This window comes from Shouchella phoenicis (assembly GCF_047238345.1).
Taxonomy (GTDB): Bacteria; Bacillota; Bacilli; order Bacillales; family Bacillaceae_D; genus Shouchella.
This window is the reverse complement of sequence record NZ_JBDFMQ010000001.1, coordinates 718,971-741,251: the sequence shown is the minus strand read 5'-3', so window position 1 is coordinate 741,251 and position 22,281 is coordinate 718,971. Positions and strand designations below refer to the sequence as shown.

Genomic DNA, 22,281 nt, shown 5'->3' with positions numbered 1-22,281 from the left:
TTTAGCCCCCTAACCAACTTTTTTTGAGCGTCCCAATCGACTTGTAATGAGCAAATTGATCACCGTTAGAACAATGATAATGAAGAACAATGCAATGGCAGCTGCAGACGCTGTGCCAAAGGAATTGTAGACAAATGCATCTCTCCACAAGTAAGCAACCATGGTAATCCCTTCTTCTCGTAAATTACGACCAAGGAAGATTAGCGGCTCCGTAAACAACTGTAGACTTCCGATTGTTGCTGTAAACACAACAAATAATGTAATCGGCTTTAACATTGGCAGTGTGACAAGACGAATTTGCTGGCTAATGGTAGCACCATCAATTTTCGCTGCTTCATACAATTCTTTTGGAATACTTTGCATCCCTGCCAAGAAAATAATTGTGTTGTAACCGACCCAACGCCAAAACACCATCGTCGCAATCGCAATTTTCACTGGCCAATATTCCGCATTCCATCTAATTGGATCAACTTCAAACAAACTTAATATGTAGTTCACAAAACCAAACGGCTGATTATTAAATACGACTCCAAAAATAATCGCAACTGCTACAACCGACGTAATGTAAGGTAAGAAAATAATTGTCCGAAACGTATTGCGAAACTTAATTAAGGCAGAATTAAGTGCAAATGCAATTAAAATCGCAAACACAATCTGTGGGAGTGTTCCTAATAGACCAATAATAAACGTATTTAAAATAGACGAATAAAAAACAGGATCATTAAAGATAAATTCAAAGTTGGCTAGGCCAACATATGTCATTTCCCCTAGCCCATCCCATCTAAAAAACGCTAAATAAAAACTAAACAACATCGGGAAAAGACCAAAAATTAAAAATAAGAGGAAAAAAGGTGAGACAAAGAAATAGGCAGATAATGCTGTACGTCTTTTTTCTCGATTCCCTTTTGGACGGTTTCTGGGAGCGGATTGTGTTGCTTGAGATGTCTTCAACGTGTGACCTCCTCACGTATATGTTGCGCATAATGTTCCTATAAAAAAAGAATGACTCGCCCGCAAGAGAGCCATCCTCCTAAATAAATCGAGATAAATTACCGCGCTAAGATTCGATCAATTGTATCAAGAGAAGCTTCCCATTCCTCATCTCGGTCATCGCCTGCAGACACATTATCAATCGCTTCTTTCATGACATCATCCACTGCATAATAGTTTCTCCCTTTATAAACTGGGATAACTTGCTGGGCTGCTTCAGAGAATACTTGTGCAGTTGGAATTCCACCAAAGTATGGATCTTCATAATCAATAAACTCTGGCATTTCATAAACAGCTGGCGTTGATGGGAACAGCCCATAATCTTGGAATGATTTTAACTGCTGTTCAGGAGCAGTTAGCCATGAGATGAAATCATACGCTTCTTCAGCATGCTCAGTTTCACTTGGAATCGTTAAGAATGAGCCACCCCAGTTTCCTGCCCCTTCAGGCATTGTCGTAATCGACCAGATCCCTTCTTCAGGACTGTTATCTTTAATAACACCTTGCATCCAAGCTGGCGCAAGCATCGTTGCATACGAACCATCATCCATTCCCGCGAACCATTCTGGTGTCCAAAGTGGAATATCACCAGCTAAATCTTGGTCAAAGAAGTCTGCTGTGTAATCATACGCTTCACGAATTTCCGGATGATCATCCATAATCAATTCTTCATCTGTATTGAAATACTGCTCCGACGCTTGGTCACGACGAGCATTATAGATTAGTTCACCAGCGTCTGTCATCAGTTTGCCTGTCTCTTCATAAATTTGCAATGCGACTTCTTCATAAGCATCCCAAGTAGGAATTAACTCTGATACCGCTTCTGGAGAAGAATCGAATCCTGCTTCTTCAAATACATCCGTTCGATAAAACATGACGGTAGGTCCAATATCCGTCGGCAATCCGAATACAAAATCGCCATCTGCATTTTCACCGTTATGCCAAACCCAATCAAGGAAATCCTCTTGCACATCACCAGCGCCTAAATCATAGAGGTTATTAAATGAATCTTCAGCTGTACGATAGCGCTCAATTTGCGCTTCTTCTACTAAGGCAATATCTGGTGCTCCTGTATCAGCCGATATGGATGTAAATAAATTATCATGCATATCGTTCATGTCACTATTCTGTAGATTAATGGAGATGTCTGGATTTTCTTCTACATATTCTTCAATTAATTTATCATAGCCGGTGTTGCCAAACTCCCAAAACACGAGCTCGATTTCACCGGACCCAATTGTTTCACTTGTTGTTTCGCTTTCTACCCCTTCACTACTACCACCATTTTCACCATCTGAACCACCACATGCAGCTAATAAAGATACAGATAAAAGTGGAACAGCACCAAATTTCAACCATTTTGTCATTGCATCTTCCCCCTTAATGAATGTTTATCGTACGTTTTTTACCACACTTCTCTAAACATAAAGCGCTTTCGAGAAATGCCTTAAAATAAAGCGCTTTCAATAACGGTCTGTCTTTTAATACTTTCTGCTAACAACGGTGGAACTAAATAGAAAAGGAACAAATTTAAGAAAACGCTTCCCGAAACCGCTTTCGTAAATTATTATATATGGCTCATTTCTTTTTAGCAATATCTTTTTTCTAATTGTGTGAATTTCTTATTGAGCATTCAAAAAAGCACATAGCAACAACGAACATTGCTTTATGTGCTTTTTTCTTTTGATTTTATCACTTAAACTAGATCTACTGAAACACCCTTCTCTTCAAATGCATGCTTTACACGCTCATCCAAGTCAGTCCCTGTTATTACTTTTTGTACAGAAGTTAAAGGTGCCACTTCATGCATGGAGAGCTGATCCATTTTCGTATGATCTGCTAGTACCATAACTTGTTCGACTGCATCAATCATTTTTTTCTTTGCAGAAACTAAGTAATCGTCAAAATGCATAATCCCGAATTCAGGATGAATGGCAGGCGTACCAATGAATGCTTTTTGAACATGTAGCTTCGCCAACATGTCATCGGTATAGGTTCCATTTAACATATAGCTATCGTGGAATAGCACACCGCCAGTCACAAACGTTTTGATTGAATGAGCATGACGGAAAGCAGCAGCGATGTTAATGTCGTTTGTTACGACTGTTAGCTGTTTTCTTTGCAGTAAATGCGGCACCATTTGAAATGTGGTCGTACCCGAGTCTATAAGAATTGTATCACCATCTTCTACATATGCAGCAGCTTGTTTACCAATTCGTTCTTTTTCTTCACGATGCTTTTGTTCACGCTCAGAAAAACTAGGCTCAGACGAAATATTGTCACGAGCGCCCATCACCCCACCGTGGGTTCGCTGCAGTAACCCTTCATCTTCTAGTTCATTTAAATCACGCCGAATCGTTGCTTGGTGGACATTACACACGACCGCTAATTCAGATACGGAAGCCAGTTGATGCTGTTTTACATATTCAAGAATATGGCGCTTCCTTTCAATCGCCAACATCGCAATCCCTACTTTCACACGTTTTCTCTCATTCTACCTGACTTATCGTTTTTTTAAAACGTCAAGCAATTTCTTGTTCACTTATTTTATCTGGCAATGTAATAAACTTTGTTATGATAGAACTAGCAAAATGTAGCAAGGCAAGAATCCACATGACACCCACATCACCAACAAGTCCAATAAACAGCCCGACAATTGCTGGACCTACAAATACCGGTAATCCGGCGCCTAAGTTCAAGATAGACATCGCTGCTCCTTTGTCCCCTTTTACTAAAGAAGGTACGAGCGCTGATAAAGGAACATACGCGGATAAAGATGCGCCCCATAACATTCCTATAATAGTGATAACGATTAAGTTTCCATCAAATAGCTGAGGTGCGTAGAATAACAATAAGGTTGTAACCCCTGCACCCACTCCACCAAACCAAATGATCGTATTTTGCCAGCCAATCTTATCTCCTATAAAACCTGCAACAAGATTAAAGACAATGTTACTGAGAAAGATCGCGCCCCAGATGGTTAACCAAGAAGATGTTGGGATGCCATAAGATGCTAGATATAACGGTAAAAAAACTGGAAATGCAAATTGGGACGTTGTATTAATCATCCTTACAACACCGCCTAAGGCTACTTTTGGCTCTCGTTTCACAATGGTAAGCCCTTTTAACAATTCCTTTGCTTTTCCTTTCGCACTTGCATCACTTTTTCTTACGAGCACATCACGATTAATAATGAGCGCAAAGATAGCACCAATCGATACCCATAATAATGCTGTCCATAGTGTACCGATATAACCAAGTGTATTAATTGACCATACTGAAAAGTAAGCGCCTAATACATTTAAGCCACCTGTAAAAACAAACCAGAACCAGCCAACAGCTTTCCCTAAATCATTCGCAGGTGTTCGATACGTCACCCAAACAAGGAATGAATATGCAAATAACGGGTAGCCAAATCCTCTTAAGGCATAAAACGCAAGCATCATCGAATAATTCATTTGACTAATGCCCAAAGTGATAAATCCTATAGTTGCTAAGACATAAAGAATGAATCCAGCGAACATTGTCCGTTTTGGCCCAAACGCTTCAACAAACACACCAGAAAACCACGATGATAAGGCAATGGTGAGACCATAAGCAGAAAACAACATCGATGTTTGTTGAACTGTAAACCCTTCTTCAACTAAAAAAGGACTTAACCATCCAATTTCAAGTCCATCTCCCATCATAAAAATGAGAACACCTACATATCCCCAAAACAGATGCGGTGGGATTCCAATTTTTCCTAAAGCGGATGGGCTTTGTACGATTGACATATTTTTTACCTCCACTATTTGTAAGCGATATCATTTATAAGATAAACAGAGAGTGCTCTCTGTTTACCATGTAAATGTTACGAATGTTTTTTTCCATGCTTTATGAGCCGCAGTTTCATTTAACGCGTTCATTAGATCATCAGCACATGTAATGGTATGAAATTCGTCTGGCACAAGGGCAGATAAGGCATGTTGGAAGTCTTTGTTTCGCAAGCCTTCCACAACCGTTTGAAAATCCCCAACAGAACTGCGACTGCTCCCAACTAAACGGATACCTTTCTCAAGGATATCTCGCGTATTTAGCGGCACTTTATCTTCTGTCACACCCATTAACACGACATTTCCCTCTCTTTTCACAAGGTCAATTGCTTGATTTGCCGCACTCTCTGAAAAACGACCACCTGTACACTCAAATACAGCATCCACTAGAGGCTCTTTTGAAAAATCATACGATTGAACAAGATGACGCTTCGCAAAAGTAAACGAAGCAATTTTTTCTTCTACCGCTCCAAAAGCGTGAAGTCGCTCAGAAGAAACGCCATAAACGTAATGAAGCAAAGCAGCGGTAATAAATCCAACCGGCCCATCTCCGAAAACAGCCACATGCTCTTGATCTCCAGTTATGCCAGCACGTTGAATCGCTTGATTGGAAACCGTGCACAGCTCAGCAAGAACCGCAATTTCATCTGGAACGTCATTCGGCACTACGACTGTACATGCAGCCGGTAACACTAGATGTTCTTGCGCGGCCCCATCGTATCCGCTTCCAAGGAAGACATTATCTCTACTATAGTTTTCTTCGTTATAGGAAGCCGTTACATCATGCACATCTCTTCTCTCCAATAGACTACCTGGTACATTCGGTACAATGACGACTCGATCGCCTACTTGCCGATCGTTATGTCTGCTTTTTATTACAGTGCCTATGCTTTCATGGAGTAACGCCATTGGCAATTTTTTTTGCAATGCTTCTGGTCTTCTCTGCCCTGTATAATAACGTAGATCAGCGTGGCAAATACTTGCCAACGTCGGTTGAACGAGCACATCCCCTTCCTTTAACTCACGTTCTATTGCTTCTATCCCAATCTTCCAAGGCTCAGTCAGTCGATATGTTTTCGATAGAATCGTCTCTTTTTCAATCATCTTAATCCCCCACTTGTTGTTCACTAATGTTTGAATATGTTTGATTTAAATATAATATCGCTTAATAATGTTTGTCAATTGTTCATTTATGTTCATTATCCTTGATTTTCTTTTGTATAAGGGTTAAACTATCCCTATACTGTAAACGCATTCATTTATTCGAGGTGATCACATGCCTGCTACCTATACAATTGGAGTAGACTTTGGAACCGCATCTGGAAGAGTTGTCATTTGCGACTCGTCAACAGGTGTCATCATATCCGAAGATATTACTACTTATAAACACGGGGTGCTTGATAAGGCACTACCAAACGGGGAGTCTCTTCCTAACAACTATGCACTTCAGCACCCTCAGGACTATTTAGATGTTCTTCATACATCTATTCCAAGTGCATTAGTTAAGGGGAATATCCTTAAAGAGCAAGTCATTGGAATTGGAGTAGACTTTACTTCTTCCACCGTCATTCCAACCGATAAAGACGGCACCCCTTTATGCTTCAAAGATAAATGGAAAAATAACCCTCATGCATTCGCGAAACTTTGGAAACACCATGGCGCGATGAAACAAGCAGAACATATGCAGCTGGTTTATGATCAAGGACCATTTCATTTTCTTAAAAACTATGGGGAGTCCATTTCCTGTGAGTGGATGGTTCCGAAAATATTGGAAGTAGCTGAAGAAGATTTTGCACTCTATGAAGAAGCGACATATTTTGTTGAAGCCATTGATTGGATTAGCTTTGTCTTAACAGGTAACCTTGTTAGAAGTAACTGCAGTGCTGGCTTCAAAGCATTTTGGGATGAAGATAACGGATTTCCACAAGCATTTTTTGATTCGTGCAGCTCTTTACTTGCTATGTTGCCACAAACGAAATTGTCGGGTACTGTCGCGCAAGTTGGTGACAAAGCTGGTGAATTAACTACAGACTATGCTAAATTGCTACAACTCCGCCCTGGCACCGCTGTAGCAGTGGGAATGATTGACGCTCATGCTGCTGTATTAGGCACTGGCTCAGTTGATCCTCGTACATTAGTCATGGTAATGGGGACATCCACTTGTCACCTTTTGGTAGATCAAGAGTCCGTTGAGGTTCCAGGAATATCTGGGTCTGTTAAAAATGGAATTGTTAAAGATATGCATGCATACGAAGCAGGTCAATCAGCCGTGGGCGATTTATTTGCAGCATTTGTCGATCAAATGGTTCCCGAGAACATCGCCAAACAAGCTCAGCAAGAACAATTGCCGATTCTTGCCTACCTAGAACAAAAATTAGGCGGTGTGAAAGCAGGTTCCACCGGTTTACTTGCCCTTGATTGGCACAACGGGAATCGTTCGCCACATAACCTCCCACATGCCTCAGGAAGCATGCTTGGACTGACCTTACAAACAAAATCTGAAGAAATTTTTCTCGCGCTTATGGAAGCAACTGCATTTGGCGCACGCTCGATTATTGAGAATTACCGCGATGCCGGTTTAACGATCGACAAAATTGTTGCCGCAGGTGGACTACCTTTAAAAAACAGGCGTCTTATGGAAGTCTATGCTAGCGTACTTAATCAAGCTATTCACATTTCCTCTACACCACATGCTCCTGCCGTTGGTGCTGCCATCTTAGGAGCAGCAGCTGCTCCTAAGGTTGAGGGGGGATACGAGACCGTTCTGCAAGCGTCAAAAAAGATGGGCGACGCAGGAAACGTCATCATCTATCCCGAGAACGAAGACGTTGAGCGATACAATCAACTTTATACGCAGTACAAACGACTAGCCGAATTCCAAATAAAAGCATTGGAAGACCTTCATTCATGTCATCAAAAAGAGCCGAGTACGTAAGTACTTGGCTCTTTTTCGTTCAAGATCTTTATTTTTTTTGAAAGAAAAGCAGAATGGTAATTAAACTAAATGCCAGTAACGCTAAAAATGGGATGGATATGAAGCCAAACCAGTTTATGTATTGGATATTACACGGTACACCCTCTGTACAAGGGGTAAGAGGCGCTAAACTAGGGACTTTTTGGATGAGGTAATGATAGCCTGACACCACCATGCCCATCAGGCTTAGTGGTAGGACATATTTTCTGATTGATACATCCCCAGCATAAGCAGCAATTCCAAGAAAAACCGCTAACGGATACATTAATATCCTTTGATACCAACACATTTCACACGGAACATATCCTCTAATTTCACTAAAATATAGACTGCCTAATGTTGCGGTGAGAGAGACTACCCAAGCAAGATATAAGAATAGATTGTTCCTTTGTTCCGCTTTCATTCGCCGTTCTCCTGTTCAATTAGTGCAACCATTTGTTCATAATCAAAAGGATTCGTTAGTTTATACTGATTTACCATAATGGTCGGTGTTTGTGCAACCTCGAACTGTTCGACTAAATCAAGATCTTCACCAATTTCTTCTTGAAATGCCTGCTGCTGTAAGTCTTGCTCTAGATTTTCTAAATCAATGTTCTCATCTATTGAAGAAGCAATTTCTAGAAGTGTCTCTTCCGTTACCCATTGCTCATCGTGCTGCTGTGTTTCAGGCTGGTTTTGATAAATCTCCTCATGGAATGTCCAGAAAGCCTCTTGATTCTGACTCCAAATCGACTCACTTGCTTGTGCAGCTAACATTGACTCTTCACCATGAAAGGGAGTATTAACGTGAACAAATTCCACGATTCCCTCATCAATATAGGTTTCTTTTAGTTCGGGAAAAACCGTTTCGTCCCAAGCCTTACATGATGGACATTTGTAATCTCCAAAAGCGACAACCTTAACAGGTGCTTCCGCATTTCCTAAAGTAGGCTGACCTTCTATATTAGGAGGCGCATCATATTCAATCGCCACATCCTCGTCAACATTTGATGAATTGCTTATCAAAACGACCACTGTTAGAACAATAACAATGGCTAACGTACCTACTACTAACCATTTATTTCGCATCACAAGACACTCCTTGTTTACCATTTAATCAAGATTTATAAAGTTCAAGACCCTACTATCATTATTCTCTATGAAACCTATAGCAAGATCCCGCTTATTTTCTGAACATTTTATGACTTTTCATGATAAAAAACCACTTTAAAGGAAACACCTCTAAAGTGGTTTTTCGTTCAGTTATAAAATTTGTCCACCTGCATTGTTAGCGGCACTCCTGATTCTAAAATAAACATGACCACATCGGCTTTTGTTAAGGCAGTTATTTTGCTGTAACGCCACCATCAACTGGCAGCTCAATTCCAGTAATATGACTCGCCTCATCTGAAGCTAGGAATAACACGGCATTTGCCACTTCTTCTGCATTTCCCAGATTGGGTAAAGCCACTTGAGTTAAGAAATACTCTTTATATTGTTCCATGGAAGGAGCACTCATCGGCGTAACGATGTAACCAGGGTGTACAGAATTCACGCGAATGTTTTTCTTCCCATAATCAACGGCTGCCGCTTTTGTCATTGAACGTACCGCCCCTTTTGAAGCTGTGTATGCCCCTGCCCCTGCCATTCCTGTTAGAGCAGATATCGATGAAATGTTTACAATCGATCCTCCGTTTTCCTCCATTAAAGGAAGAGCTTCCTGCATGCCATACATGACACCATTGATGTTAATACCGTATACGCGTGCCCAATCATCCGCTGTCTGTTCTTCAAATGGTGTTGCAAGCGAAATTCCTGCATTGTTAACGAGAATGTCTAGCTTCCCGTATTGGTTCTTTACATTACCCATGATTGCCGCCCAGTCTTCTTTAGACGCAACGTTATGTTTATAAGCTTGTGCTTGTCCACCAGCTTCTTTTATTTTTGAAACAACCGAATTAACAGCTTCTTCATTAATGTCTGTTGCAATAACAACTGCACCTTCTTCTGCAAAACGAAGCGCTTCAACTTCGCCCATTCCACTACCTGCACCTGTAATAAATGCAACTTTATTTTTTAATCTCATTTGAAAAAGCCTCCTAATATTAATTATGATAGTTAGACTATCATAATATGATTATAATTGAAATATGATTTTCTTGCAAACGCTTTCTGTTATACACTCAATTTATCATGTGTCAAAAAGGAGTCTTTATGCCTGAATCCACCAAACGCTCAGATAATAAAACACGTCGCTACCAGTCCATTATTCAAACGGCAGAAATGCTTTTTCTAGAACACGGTTTAGACCAAGTACAAATGCAAGACGTAGCAGATAAAGAAGAAATTGGGATCGCCACACTGTTCCGCTATTTCCCTAAAAAAGATCGCTTAATTGTAGCTGTAGCGAGTCATAACCTAGAAAAACACGTATCATCTTTTTTTGAAATCGTTTACGAAGACATTCCCGCTTACGATCGACTTATCAAGCTTTTTGATCTATTAACGATTGATTCAAGTGATACGTTAAGTAAGAGTGCGGTTTTTAGGGAAGCCTTTGAAAGCTATGCATCGTTCTCCCAAGAACCATTAGACACAATTCAAGACTATATTGATACTCAGAAACGGGTAGCCGATCTTGTATTACATCTCGTGGATGAAGGTGTTCGAGATAAATCCTTTCGATCCGATATCCCAGTCAAAGAAACCATTATTACCGCGATTAACAGTTATGGGACGTTCGGAAGCAACATTACGCTTAAATCACCAATTACCTATTTAGAAGAGGACATAGCGCCGCACCGCCAACAACAGCGCTTGAAGGAGATGTTGCTTTTATATGTGAAAGGGAACCACTCTTGAGAAAACCATATCGGCGAGACAAGTGGTATAAGATGTCTTTTTGGGAATGGTTTCTCCTTTTTTTCGTTATCACTATATTGATTCTCTTTCTGACAGCTGTTTGTTTTTATCCTGCAAACCGAACGACGCCAATTTGTCCCATGCAATAAACTGAATACTCTTTAGCATTCCGAAGTACTTTAACATGCTAAATGAATTTGCTATAATGAAGCATTGTTTCTGAGTGAAATGCAGGATGGAATGAGGCGTAAGATGTTATTAGGCACAATTATTAATGCAGCAGCCATTGCTGTTGCTTCATTAATCGGTGTACGCATACGGAATGTACCCGAAGATATACGAAAGCTTGTCATGCAGGCTTTATCACTTGCCTTAATTGTTATCGGCATGCAAATGGCAGTTACAGGGCAGAATTTTTTAATTATCATTATTAGCTTAACGAGCGGTGCACTTGTTGGGGGCTGGTTACGAATTGATGACCGGCTAAATCAACTTGGCGGCTGGCTAGGCAAGCGACTTGGAAAGAATAGTCAAGGTAATGTGGCACAAGCTTTTGTGAGTTCTACACTTATATTTGCCACTGGAGCACTAGCAATTCTCGGTCCGCTTGAAGCAGCATTACGAGGAGATCATAGTTTATTGTTTACAAAGTCTTCTATTGATGGTTTTTCCGCATTAATTATCTCTTCAACGTTAGGAATTGGCGTATTATTTGCCGCGATACCCGTTTTTCTTTACCAAGCGAGCATCACCCTATTAGCAAACCAAATTGATCGGTTTGTTCCAGATGTATTAATGGATCTTGTGATTGCAGAAATCACGTGCATCGGTGGAATTTTAATTCTTGCCATTGGTCTTAACCTCTTAAATGTCATTGATGTTAAGATTGCGAACTTACTTCCAAGCCTTTTGATTGTTGTAGGTCTCGTCGTAGCATTTCAAAGCTTTTTAATGTAAGACATGCACTCGATAGTGGATTTTCTTATTTAAATCCACTTCGAATGTGCTCTACTAATGAGCCGTTCTCACGATTTAAAAGAAGAACGTATGTTTATTTTCGAAACGTTACGTTAATAGTAGAGATAGCGAACCTACTGGACAAGGAGAGGAATACGTGATTCACGCATGTCTTTTAACGATCCCCATCTTTATTTCCTATTTCTATCTATTAACGATTAGCCTTATTGCTATACCGATTACGATCGATTCTACGGTTTTCATGTACACCGTGCCGATGATTTTTATCCTTTTCACCTATTTCGTAATCACCTACATACGTACAGACGCATTCTTGTTAGCAACGATTCGTGTGCTAACAATTAGCTCTCTTCTAGCATGGATATCAACTAATTTTTCCTCAGTCTAACCATCTTATTACTACTGGCCTACCTATTCTTATACCCGAAATGAACACTTTTATAGACTTTTTCTTTGTAACATCCGTGTAATATCACCATTTGTCGAATAAGCTGAACAAGTGATCGCTAGTACATTTTCCCCAGTTTACTCATCGATCGCTTTACCTATGCGGATTACAGTCATTTTACAAGTTGATTACTTCCTTGTTTATGGGTTGAAAGGTCTCTCTTTGTTCTGTATAGTTTGGACTTGCGAGAGACATCCCGCACAAAAATGGAATTCAAACCAAGAACGACTCATCTTACACATTTTCATAGTTCCATTTTATGGGGGATGAATACTAAATTATAAGGGGAGTTTTACAGTATGAAAAAATTAGTTTCATCATTAGCCGTCCTAGGATCTGTACTTGTTGCTACTCCAGCATTTGCATATGAAGTCAAAAGCGGAGACACACTTAGTGATATAGCAAATCAACATCAGACAGAAGTTCAAAATATCGTTGAATTAAACCCAGAGATTTATGATAAGAATTTAATTTTCATTGGCCAACAGTTAACAATGCCTGGTGAAGGCGAACAAGGTCAAGTGAAAGGTGAAATTCAATCTAACGACTCAGCACCTCAAGAGTCTTCAAATAACCAAAGCTCAAACGAATCTACTGAATCTACAAGTTCATCAAACGAATCTGGTAGTTCAGAGGCAAGCCCATCTTCTAGCTCTAATGAGTCAACAGAGTCTACTAGTTCAGAAGCGAGCCAACCTTCTAGCTCAAGCGAGTCAACAGAGTCTAGCAGCTCAGAAGCGAGCCAACCTTCTAGCTCAAGCGAGTCAACAGAGTCTAGCAGCTCAGAAGCGAGCCAACCTTCTAGCTCAAGCGAGTCAACAGAGTCTAGTAGCTCAGAGCCTACACAATCTGAAGGTGCAACAACAATGAACGTAGAAGCGACAGCGTACACAGCTTTTTGTGAAGGATGCTCAGGTGTAACTTATACAGGCATTGACTTGAGAGAGAACCCAAATCAAAAAGTAATTGCAGTTGACCCTAGCGTAATCCCTCTAGGAAGCACTGTATACGTTGAAGGTTACGGCGAAGCAATTGCTGGAGACATCGGTGGCGCAATCACAGGTAACAAAATTGACCTATTCATGCCTGAACAACAAGATGCTCTTAACTTCGGTCGTCAAAACCTAACGATCCACGTATATGAATAAGTAACATGAAAAGCTAGCCGCCTTGGCTAGCTTTTGTTTTGTTTAAACTTCGATTGAATGAAAGCCGGATCATCATATGGATGTTTATGATCTCCAATCTGTTGGTAAATTTCATGCCCTTTTCTACAATAACTCCCGAACGCTCAAGTTCAAAACATCACCTTTCTTCTATTTACGCACAAAAAAAAGCAACCACAGCTCTTCGTGATCGCTTCTCTATCTTAATAATCAACGCCATTAATGGTTGTGACTTTCCAGCGTTCAGCATTTTTGTAAAGATGGTTGTTCAGTTTGCTTGCCAATGATTGCGCGGCAACAGGATCAATAAATACCTTATCTAGTTGGCTGTTCGTGTCTTTAAGGGTCTCTGTTGCCCCGTTCAACATTCGTATAATTTTATACAATGTTCGGGACCTCCCTACAATGATTCAGCCGAAAATATTGCTGTACTCCTATTGTGACACATAAACGGATAAAATGACAGTATATTTTAAAAACAAATATTATTTATACCCGATTATCTAGCTATTTAAACAAGAACATGCAACCAAGTTGATGATTGCATGCATTTTTCCTACTTATGACCGTCATTTAACCTTCTTGCTTCTTCAGGACCTGACATCTTTGTTGCTCCCTTATAGCGTAAACCAACGTCTCGATCAGACTCCACACGACCACTTTCTTTTAATTTCTTCTCTTGACGATCTCTACCCATGTTCACTCACCTCCTCAATAGTAGGATAATAAAACAAGCCGTTCTTATACACGTGAATCATGCGCAAATCTTTTTAGTTCCAACAACATACAAAATACTTGCTTCAATCCAATGGTTCTATTACAATAAGAACAAATGTTCTTAAAGGGGATTGTTATGACAATAAACTTAGTGCCTTATCACTCCAAGTATGATGCTGCTTTACAAGCTTTCCAACTTCCACCTGAGCAAATTCAATTTTCTGCTTTACCAAATACATATTTACGTACGATTGAACCAGGTCAGCATCGTATTGTTATCACAGATGCCACCGATCAACCAGTAGGCTTCTTCTTACTTCATGAAACAGAGCGCGTCCAAGAATATTCATCCAATCCTCAGGCAATGTTGCTGACAACTCTCACCGTTAATCAATGTGAGCAAGGTAAAGGTTATGCGAATCAAGCAATGGATCTCGTTTCTACTTATATTCAGACCCACTTCCCAGATAAAAATGAAATGGTTCTAGCGGTTAACAAGAAGAACATACCTGCTCAAAACCTTTATACGAAATCAGGCTTTTTTGATACCGGAGAAAGACGTGTTGGTCGTATTGGCGAACAAATGGTTATGAGCTGTATGATTACATAAAAACACCCTAGTTTTATACCTAGGGTGTCAGGATTACATGAACGTATTTGATGACTTGCTTCGATTTCGTGTAAAGATTGCTAGCAATAGCGCAATGAAAGAAAGCACACCCATTGTTGCAAATGCTAGTGATAAACCAATTAATGTCCCTTCTGCATAGCTGTATTCTGGTCGAGCTGCACTTAAACTGACTAGTGTTGTTAAAACCGTCACCCCTAATGCAGCGGCAAATTGCTTAACAGTGTTCAAGATGGCTGTACCATGAGGAAGATCTTTTTGCTTCAGTGCATTCATAGCAATGGCTGTAGCAGGTGTCATAACAATACCTACCGCCCCCATAAATAAGCTAAAACAAATGATCATAGTGGCCACACTCGTCTCGGCTCCCATAAAAGTAAACCAAACAAATGTTAAAACCATTATGGAATAGCCAATAATCCCTAAAATTTTGCCTCCATAACGATCAAACCATCGTCCGGCGAGGAAAGACGTTACGGAAAGCAATAACGTTCCTGGAAGTAATGTCATTCCTGAAATAAAAGCAGATCGATTTTGGACATCTTGAATGAAAAGTGGCAGGAGCGTTTCAGTTGATAACAGCAATACCGATATTAAGAAAGACAGAACTGTACCATGGACAAACCACTTTAAACGAAATAGTCGTAAATTTAACATCGGCTGCTCAGATGTTAATTGACTCCAAATAAAGACGCTTAACGACATAACCCCAATAACGGCGGGAATAATGACATACAAGCTGATTCCATAGACACTGAAGTTACTGATAGCTAAGATGATACCAGCAAATCCGATTGCCGAAAAGAATAGCGATGGCACGCTTAATGTTGCGTTCGCTTTCTCAGTAATATTTCTCATAAAAATCACATTTAAAACAAGTAATAAAACTGCTAACGGCAATACCAGCCAAAATAAAAAGCGCCAGCTTGATAAGTCAACAATATAACCCGCAATTGATGGACCAATTGCAGGCGCGACATTAACAACCATGGTCATCAGACCCATGGCATACCCTCGCTTTTCAATTGGATAGACAAGCAGTAAAACCGTTTGGACAAGTGGCAGCATCATTCCAGCTCCAACCGCTTGCACAACTCTTGCTACAATTAACAAAGAAAACGTTTGAGCAAAAATCGCTAGAATGGTTCCTGCAATAAAAAAAGAAATGGCAACAAACGTTAACGATCGCGCATTAAATCGTCCCATAAAATAGCCCATTGTAGGAATTAAAATGGTTGTAGTCAATAAAAAAGCGGTTGTTAACCACTGTACTTGAGTGGCGTTAACCGAGAAATCGTCCATAATTTGTGGAAACGCTGTAATTAATAAAAATTGATTTAACAAAAACAAAAAAGACGCAGATAAAATAGAGACCACCAGCATCTTTTTACGAAAAGGCGTTAATAATTCAACAGACATCGTTTTCGCCTCCCTTCCCATTTAACTTAAAGAGACTTTTCCATTCTAATATGTGGAATCCCGTCTTCTTCAAATACATCAGATGTCGTGACGTATCCTAATTTTTTATAAAACCCCTCTGCATGGGTTTGACCATGTAAAATGGCATGCTCACAACCTAGCTTTCCTGCAACATCTTCAAGCAAAGCAATGATTTCTTTTCCTAAACCGTGCATTCGATATTCTTCTAAAAGGCAGATTCGCTCTAGCTTTGCTTTCGTTTCAACACGACGAACCCTTCCCGTACCGACTGGTTTTTCGTTATAATAAACTAAAACATGTGTACAATCGGCTGTTAAGTCATCAAATGAATCAAATTCATCTTCAATTGGACAGTGTTGTTCTTCTACAAATACTTTTTTGCGGATAGCGAACGCTTCTTCTAACTGCTCTTGATTCATAATAATTTGTTGATCCATATTTGTAGCCTCATTTCTATTCGAATAGTCAACTTTAACGTAACTTATTTTTGTTGTATTTGCAACAAAAAAGAAAGGAGTTTTATTTAATGAAAGAAATCCTACGTGAAATTGGCACCATTGCCCGTGCCCTCGATTCCATTAGCAATATTGAATTTAAAGAAATTGAATTAACAAAAGGACAATACCTATATTTAATTCGTATTTGTGAACACCCAGGCTCCATTCAAGAGAAACTTGCAGAAATGTTAAAGGTTGATCGAACAACTACAGCAAGAGCCGTCAAAAAATTAGAAAGCCAGGGTTTTATTTATAAGCAAGAGGATCCAACGAATCAAAAAATAAAAAAACTTTTCCCCACAGATCGAGGAAAAGACGTGTATCAATTTTTATTACGTGAAAATAATCATTCTGAAGCAGTAGCCTTAAAAGGTTTATCCATAGATGAAATTGAAACACTTTTTGACCTCCTTCAAAAAGTTAGCGATAACATTAATGTAGATTGGAACGAAGTCAAAAAGGGCAATAAACGAGATTATTAACGATTTTAAGAGGAAGGCTCCACCCCTTTCTCTTCCTTAAATAACGCTTTTAATTCCACAATTAACTCTTCTGTTACGATGGTTCGAATTTGATTTTGTTCAATTTTTAATCGATAGAGGTTGAACAAACGCTCTTCTTCTTCTGTCGGCACGTCGCTTCCATAGATGTGCATAAGCATATAATCAGCCACTTCTTTTAGTCTAAACATTAGCAATACATGATCGATATGTGCAGGTGGTAGCGTACATTGAGAAGCATACCCTCGAAAAATTGCTTTCGTTATCTCATGAACATACTCGACAATGCTCCCTTTCCCATCAAATGAATACTCCATCGCACTATAAACGGGCACAATTAAATCAAATAAATAAAAATGCTTTTCGCAATCTTGATAATCAATGAGCGTAAGGTTCGTTTTGTCGACTACGACATTCTCTAGCCACACATCTCCATGAGCCAGTCCGTAAGTCTCCTTTGTTTTTGGTAATTCTTCTACCTCTCGAAAAATTTCTGCGATCGTAGCTCGAACAGCCTTTTCTTCTTTAGGTATGTGTTTAGTCCAATTGTATTCATCATTCACATGCCAATCTTTAATCGCTGTCTTGTTGCCAGAATACGCTTGCGACATAACATGAATTTTACCAATTTCTTTCCCTAATCGTTCGAATAAAGGGCCAGTCCACTCACTCTTCTGTACATGTCTTCCTAAAGCCGCTTGATAGACGACCATGCGTACCGTTTTGTGTTTATAGGTTATGGTTTCAATTGAGAGATCTCGTTTAGAGAAGATGACTTTCGGTGCAGCTAGTCCTTGCTCATAGAGCCACACAGTCCAGTCCACTTCTGCTTGCTGCTCTTCTGCAGTTTTATAATTTGTTACACGGACAAAATAACACTCTTTCTCATTTCTACATGCAAACATCTCGTTTGTCACTGCCTTCACTTGGTCACATTTTATCTCGTACAGTTCATTTAACAATTGCTGTAATCGCTGTTCCATTCCCCTCACTCCAGTTTACGTACTCGTACTTTCTCCGCCATTCGCACAGCTTCCAATAAATATTCCGGTGCGTTGCTGCGCAATTTCATTTCTTCATATTTCAACCAGTAAATGGCTGCCACTTCATCAGGACTTATAATGGATGGCTTACTCCCTTCTTCCATTTCGCATAAATAAACGATGTCAATAACATGCGTATCATAATATAAAAATGACGTATTGCACACATATGTCATTTTCGCTTTCAACTTTAATCCAACTTCTTCAAGAAACTCACGTTGAACTGTTTTTTCTAATACATCTTTATCCACTCCTGGTGACTCCACTTTTCCTCCAACAAACGACAGCAATCCACCCGCATGATCTTCTTTTATACTTCTTTCGATTACTAGCCATTTCCCCTCACTCCACACAGCTCCTTCAACATTTACAATGAACACGTTTGCACCTCCAACTGATCAATCTTTAGCAGCTCTAAAGGCGTTCGATGAACAAAATGATTTTCTATGAAAGTTAAAACAGCTTCGGTTCCTGGAAACGTTAAAACAGCTTTCGCACTTTCAAACGAACACCATTCGAATTTGCTATGCTCCTCATTCAACCTGACATGTCCTTTTGTCGAGACAAACGCAACGAAAACCGGGGCCATATAAATGATATTTCTTTTGGGGTCATAAAATTGGTCAAAAGTATTAGTTGTATACATTGGCGTATGAAGCCGCAATTCGAGAAATGAAGGAGGAAACGGGATTAACCCCTCTCCGCTACGCCAATTGTTTGAATTGGGATGTTCATGACTTTTCCCTTCTCCTTTCTGATATAGGAAAATAGACTTGCCTCTTATTATATCGAAAATTTATAATTTATAAAAATCATTTATTACCGAACGGTTTATTGCCTCTTTTACGTTATAGTAGTAATTAACTGAAAAAAGGAGCGTCCAACTGAATGGAAAACATGTATACAGCTTCTCGGTCCTTAAGGTCCGAATTTGAAGTATTAATTAAAGATGATCGAGCCGCGCTCTGGTCATACTGTCTTAAATTAACAGGCTCTCCTTGGGATGCCGAGGATCTCGTTCAGGATTCGTTGTTAAAAGCATTTGCTAAACTAACGCATCTGTATCAATCGAAACATCCAAAATCTTATTTATTTCGAATTGCTACGAATACTTGGATTGATGCTAAACGAAAACAAAAAGGCGTTTATCATACGGCTCTTCTTCCAGAAAATGAACCCATAACCGATCCAATTTCTCCTGTTGACCTATCAGAAGCAATTGATTACCTCATTCACTTATTACCGCCAAAGCAACATGTATGCATTGTGCTCATTGATGTTTTTGAGTTTCAAGCAAAGGAAGTTGGTGCAATGCTTTCCCTTTCTGAAGGAGCTGTGCGTTCCCTTCTACATCGTGCTAGACATACATTACGACAATCCAGTTTCAACGATTCTTCTTTGTCCATTCAAAAAGCCGAACCAAATAGTTCTCTTTTAAATGCATATGTTCAAGCATTTAACCAACGTAATATAGAAGGTATTGTTTCGCTACTCCATGAAGATGCTGTCATGGAAGTTGTTGGGGTTACTGAAGAGTATGGCCGAACAACAATACGTACAAATTCTTTAACTGATTGGGCTGCAGATCCTGTAACGATGAATGGTACCTTTTATGTTTATAAGAATCAACGACTCTTTTTTGTTGTCACAGTACCAGATGGTGAACGTGAAGCCGTTAACACCATCCACGAATTAACGTACAATGAAAAAGCAATCTTCCAAATTAGAGATTACTATTACTGTCCAGAGTTTTTATTAGAAATTGGTCGTTTACTGGAAAAGCCTGTTATAAAAAATGGGTACTATTGGGGAGATGTTCATGTTAGATCTCTTTAAGACAAGCCTCTCTCTTTTTATAGTCACCCATCTTCAATAAGGAACTTCTTCTCGCTTATTCATAGATCGAGAACCTGCTTGATTCCCTCCTTTCACAGTAGTACAATGAGGCATTGTGACTTCAACGAACAAACTCATTTTATTAATAGTGAAAAGGGGGGTACTGATGCAAAAACTTCATTCAAACAAGAAAGAGAATTATTACACGTTTTTGTTACTTGTCTCCATTTTATTAATTGCTGCTACGTTACGGTCACCGATGACTTCATTCGGTCCTTTAATCCCGTTTATTAGAGAAGATCTGGCTGTTTCCAATTTTACAATTGGGCTAGTGAATACTCTTCCTTTACTTATGTTCGGCTTGTTTTCCCCATTAGTTCCTAAAATTTCTCGTAAAACAGGAATGGAGCTTATGCTCTTAATAGCTATGATTACCCTAACAATTGGCATCATCTTTCGTTCTTTAGGGAATACACCTATGCTATTACTCGGAACCTTACTACTCGGACTTGGAATCGCTGTCGGAAACGTATTGATGCCAGGTTTGATTAAACTTAGCTTCCCATTGCGTATTGGTATTATGATGGGCATCTACTCTGTTTCTATGAATCTATTTGGTGCACTTGCGTCTGGATTATCCGTTCCATTAGCAGAAGCATCGGCATTTAATTGGCAGTATGCCTTACTTTTATGGGCCGTTTTATCATCGATTGCGGTATTTTTTATTTGTTTACGACTTCCCGTTATTCGATCGTCGCGAAAAAAAGTTCCAGGTAAAGTAAATAACCAGCCTTCCTCCTCTATCTTTAAATCAAAGATTGCCTGGTCCGTCTCTCTCTTTATGGGCTTACAATCTTTCATTCCTTATAGCCTTTTTACGTGGCTACCGGATATTTTACTTACTAAAGGGTTTAGTGAAAATGAAGCAGGTTGGTTCATGGCACTTATGCAAATAGGGTTAATTCCAGCAACGTTTTTTGTTCCGATTTTCGCAGCAAAATTAAACAATCAAGCGTGGGTCGGCGTTGGTGCTGGACTGCTCTTTTTAACAGGTCTCGTTGGGGTAGCCTTAACAGCCTCTCAACTAACGCTCGTCTTTTTAATCATTACTGGAATGGGTATGGGAACGGCTTTTAGTTTAGCGATGATGTTCTTCGTGTTACGGACACATTCAGTGGAACAATCCTCGCAATTGTCTAGTATGGCACAATCGGTCGGCTATATGATTGCGGCACTTGGTCCCTTCTTTCTTGGTACCATTGCTGAATGGACAAATGGATGGACGGTACCACTCCTTATTCTCATGTCTGCAGCAATTGGTATATCACTATTTGGCTATGCTGCTGGGAAGGATCGAAAAATTGCAATCTAGTGGTTTAAAAACGCCTTTACAAAAAAAGGCGTTTTTCGTCTAACTACATCCGTTCTACTGCCTACATGTTTTGTGATAAGCTTGGCGTAAGGAGGAGGTGAAACGATGCGGCAAAAAAATCACAATAAAGAAATTGATATTTTAATGACGGCGAAACACTTATTTTCATTGAAGGGCTACAAAGGAACTTCTATGCAAAACATTGCGGAAACATCTGGTTTATCAAAAGGTACGTTATACCTGTACTACAAATCGAAAGAAGACTTGTTTATTAGTATTTTAGAGCATGATTCACGACGCTTAGATGAACAAATTGCACGTATTGACAAGCAGCCCAACTTATCATTAAAAGAAAAACTTGCTGAGCAACTCAAAGCGATTGTTCATCATTACATCGATAATCAACCGTTTTATAACGTTCACGATCAAGAACTTACAGAAATTGATAATATCGCAACTTACCAACATATACAGAATAAGCAAGAACTAAGTATTTGGTGGCTTGAACACTCATTAGAAAACCTTTATGGTCCTTCTTTTAAGCCCTATGTTACAGACGGGGCTTTAACGCTCATAGGAATTACGAAACATTATTTAGAGCTTGTTATGACGCATCAATTACCTGTGTCGATTGATGAGGTCATTCCATACTGTATGGATCAAGCTGATCTTATATTTACACATTATTCAGCCATCAACCATCCCCCGCTTTTCAATTCTCAACTTCGTTCGCTTATGCACGCAAACCATTCGGTAGAAGGCTATAGTCACCCATTAGAACTAACTCAAGCATTAAAGATCGCAGTAAAAAAAGAAACAACTCCTTACAGCAATGATGTCCTAGAATCCATTTTATTAATTGAAAAAGAACTCCTACACACTCATCCCAACCATACAATTATTAAAGGGATGATTCACAATTTAAGAGAAGCAAATATGGAGCAAACATTAGTAGATACACTGGTGGATCAACTTCAACTTCACTTTAGTCGCTAAAGATAGGAAAAACCCGGTTAAATCAAATGATTTAACCGGG

At 39.5% G+C, this 22,281-nt stretch carries 24 protein-coding genes; 10 read left to right on the top strand and 14 right to left on the bottom strand.

Annotation, left to right across the window (positions count from 1 at the left end):
- Positions 1-9 precede the first annotated feature (9 nt).
- From ABC361_RS04210 to ABC361_RS04190, 5 genes are all read right to left on the bottom strand, one after another.
- Positions 10-951 (bottom strand): carbohydrate ABC transporter permease, encoded by a 942-nt coding sequence (locus tag ABC361_RS04210; RefSeq protein WP_413072824.1) that lies wholly within the window; start codon positions 949-951, stop codon positions 10-12.
- A gap of 98 nt (positions 952-1,049) precedes the next feature.
- Complete coding sequence (locus ABC361_RS04205) at positions 1,050-2,357, bottom strand: ABC transporter substrate-binding protein (protein ID WP_255224731.1); 1,308 nt, start codon at positions 2,355-2,357, stop codon at positions 1,050-1,052.
- A 329-nt stretch (positions 2,358-2,686) separates the two neighbouring features.
- Entirely contained in the window at positions 2,687-3,469 is a 783-nt protein-coding gene (locus ABC361_RS04200; protein WP_413072823.1) for a DeoR/GlpR family DNA-binding transcription regulator, read from the bottom strand.
- 43 nt (positions 3,470-3,512) lie between these two features.
- Complete coding sequence (locus tag ABC361_RS04195; RefSeq protein WP_413072822.1) at positions 3,513-4,766, bottom strand: MFS transporter; 1,254 nt, start codon at positions 4,764-4,766, stop codon at positions 3,513-3,515.
- 63 nt (positions 4,767-4,829) lie between these two features.
- Positions 4,830-5,909 (bottom strand): alcohol dehydrogenase catalytic domain-containing protein, encoded by a 1,080-nt coding sequence (locus ABC361_RS04190; protein WP_413072821.1) that lies wholly within the window; start codon positions 5,907-5,909, stop codon positions 4,830-4,832.
- A gap of 172 nt (positions 5,910-6,081) precedes the next feature.
- Here ABC361_RS04190 and ABC361_RS04185 point away from each other — a divergent pair, with 172 nt between their 5' ends.
- A complete protein-coding gene (locus ABC361_RS04185) occupies positions 6,082-7,740 on the top strand; it encodes a ribulokinase (protein ID WP_413072820.1) in 1,659 nt (552 codons plus the stop codon).
- A 28-nt stretch (positions 7,741-7,768) separates the two neighbouring features.
- Here ABC361_RS04185 and ABC361_RS04180 read toward each other — a convergent pair whose 3' ends face one another.
- From ABC361_RS04180 to ABC361_RS04170, 3 genes are all read right to left on the bottom strand, one after another.
- A complete protein-coding gene (locus ABC361_RS04180; protein ID WP_413072819.1) occupies positions 7,769-8,182 on the bottom strand; it encodes a disulfide oxidoreductase in 414 nt (137 codons plus the stop codon).
- A complete protein-coding gene (locus tag ABC361_RS04175; protein ID WP_413072818.1) occupies positions 8,179-8,847 on the bottom strand; it encodes a DsbA family protein in 669 nt (222 codons plus the stop codon). The genes ABC361_RS04180 and ABC361_RS04175 overlap by 4 nt, the downstream gene beginning before the upstream one ends.
- Positions 8,848-9,103: 256 nt before the next feature.
- Entirely contained in the window at positions 9,104-9,844 is a 741-nt protein-coding gene (locus ABC361_RS04170; RefSeq protein WP_413072817.1) for an SDR family NAD(P)-dependent oxidoreductase, read from the bottom strand.
- A 128-nt stretch (positions 9,845-9,972) separates the two neighbouring features.
- Between ABC361_RS04170 and ABC361_RS04165 the strand changes: the two genes are divergently transcribed.
- The 4 genes from ABC361_RS04165 to ABC361_RS04150 all read left to right on the top strand — a co-directional run bounded on the left by ABC361_RS04165 (position 9,973) and on the right by ABC361_RS04150 (position 13,194).
- Positions 9,973-10,620, top strand: a complete 648-nt coding sequence (locus ABC361_RS04165; protein WP_413072816.1) for a TetR/AcrR family transcriptional regulator — start codon at positions 9,973-9,975, stop codon at positions 10,618-10,620.
- A gap of 252 nt (positions 10,621-10,872) precedes the next feature.
- On the top strand, positions 10,873-11,577 hold the full coding sequence (locus ABC361_RS04160) for a DUF554 domain-containing protein (protein ID WP_413072815.1): 705 nt from the start codon (positions 10,873-10,875) through the stop codon (positions 11,575-11,577).
- A gap of 157 nt (positions 11,578-11,734) precedes the next feature.
- The gene (locus ABC361_RS04155) at positions 11,735-11,986 is read left to right on the top strand and encodes a hypothetical protein (RefSeq protein ID WP_413072814.1); all 252 of its coding nucleotides are present in this window, start codon (positions 11,735-11,737) and stop codon (positions 11,984-11,986) included.
- 359 nt (positions 11,987-12,345) lie between these two features.
- Positions 12,346-13,194 (top strand): 3D domain-containing protein, encoded by an 849-nt coding sequence (locus ABC361_RS04150; RefSeq protein WP_413072813.1) that lies wholly within the window; start codon positions 12,346-12,348, stop codon positions 13,192-13,194.
- Positions 13,195-13,415: 221 nt separating this feature from the next.
- Here ABC361_RS04150 and ABC361_RS04145 read toward each other — a convergent pair whose 3' ends face one another.
- The gene (locus ABC361_RS04145; protein WP_099302388.1) at positions 13,416-13,598 is read right to left on the bottom strand and encodes a hypothetical protein; all 183 of its coding nucleotides are present in this window, start codon (positions 13,596-13,598) and stop codon (positions 13,416-13,418) included.
- 170 nt (positions 13,599-13,768) lie between these two features.
- Positions 13,769-13,909, bottom strand: coding sequence for a YpzI family protein (locus ABC361_RS04140; RefSeq protein WP_099302389.1), 141 nt, complete (start codon positions 13,907-13,909; stop codon positions 13,769-13,771).
- A 156-nt stretch (positions 13,910-14,065) separates the two neighbouring features.
- Here ABC361_RS04140 and ABC361_RS04135 point away from each other — a divergent pair, with 156 nt between their 5' ends.
- A complete protein-coding gene (locus ABC361_RS04135; RefSeq protein WP_413072812.1) occupies positions 14,066-14,539 on the top strand; it encodes a GNAT family N-acetyltransferase in 474 nt (157 codons plus the stop codon).
- A 33-nt stretch (positions 14,540-14,572) separates the two neighbouring features.
- Here the strand turns inward: ABC361_RS04135 and ABC361_RS04130 are convergent, their stop codons facing one another.
- Both ABC361_RS04130 and ABC361_RS04125 read right to left on the bottom strand, forming a co-directional pair.
- The gene (locus ABC361_RS04130; protein WP_413072811.1) at positions 14,573-15,976 is read right to left on the bottom strand and encodes a DHA2 family efflux MFS transporter permease subunit; all 1,404 of its coding nucleotides are present in this window, start codon (positions 15,974-15,976) and stop codon (positions 14,573-14,575) included.
- A gap of 26 nt (positions 15,977-16,002) precedes the next feature.
- A complete protein-coding gene (locus tag ABC361_RS04125) occupies positions 16,003-16,434 on the bottom strand; it encodes a GNAT family N-acetyltransferase (protein WP_413072810.1) in 432 nt (143 codons plus the stop codon).
- A gap of 89 nt (positions 16,435-16,523) precedes the next feature.
- Here ABC361_RS04125 and ABC361_RS04120 point away from each other — a divergent pair, with 89 nt between their 5' ends.
- Positions 16,524-16,976 (top strand): MarR family winged helix-turn-helix transcriptional regulator, encoded by a 453-nt coding sequence (locus ABC361_RS04120; RefSeq protein WP_413072809.1) that lies wholly within the window; start codon positions 16,524-16,526, stop codon positions 16,974-16,976.
- A 5-nt stretch (positions 16,977-16,981) separates the two neighbouring features.
- On the opposite strand, the gene ABC361_RS04115 is transcribed toward ABC361_RS04120, so the two are convergent.
- Together ABC361_RS04115 and ABC361_RS04110 are read right to left on the bottom strand one after the other, a co-directional pair.
- On the bottom strand, positions 16,982-17,977 hold the full coding sequence (locus tag ABC361_RS04115) for a phosphotransferase enzyme family protein (protein ID WP_413072808.1): 996 nt from the start codon (positions 17,975-17,977) through the stop codon (positions 16,982-16,984).
- Between the two features lie 5 nt (positions 17,978-17,982).
- A complete protein-coding gene (locus ABC361_RS04110) occupies positions 17,983-18,417 on the bottom strand; it encodes an NUDIX domain-containing protein (RefSeq protein WP_413072807.1) in 435 nt (144 codons plus the stop codon).
- 508 nt (positions 18,418-18,925) lie between these two features.
- Between ABC361_RS04110 and ABC361_RS04100 the strand changes: the two genes are divergently transcribed.
- The 3 genes from ABC361_RS04100 (at position 18,926) to ABC361_RS04090 (ending at position 22,241) form a co-directional block, all read left to right on the top strand.
- Positions 18,926-19,873 carry a sigma-70 family RNA polymerase sigma factor gene (locus tag ABC361_RS04100; protein WP_413072805.1) on the top strand — a complete coding sequence of 316 codons (948 nt, stop codon included), beginning with the start codon at positions 18,926-18,928 and terminating at the stop codon, positions 19,871-19,873.
- A 166-nt stretch (positions 19,874-20,039) separates the two neighbouring features.
- On the top strand, positions 20,040-21,245 hold the full coding sequence (locus tag ABC361_RS04095; protein ID WP_413072804.1) for a CynX/NimT family MFS transporter: 1,206 nt from the start codon (positions 20,040-20,042) through the stop codon (positions 21,243-21,245).
- 105 nt (positions 21,246-21,350) lie between these two features.
- On the top strand, positions 21,351-22,241 hold the full coding sequence (locus ABC361_RS04090; protein WP_413072803.1) for a TetR/AcrR family transcriptional regulator: 891 nt from the start codon (positions 21,351-21,353) through the stop codon (positions 22,239-22,241).
- Positions 22,242-22,281 lie beyond the last annotated feature (40 nt).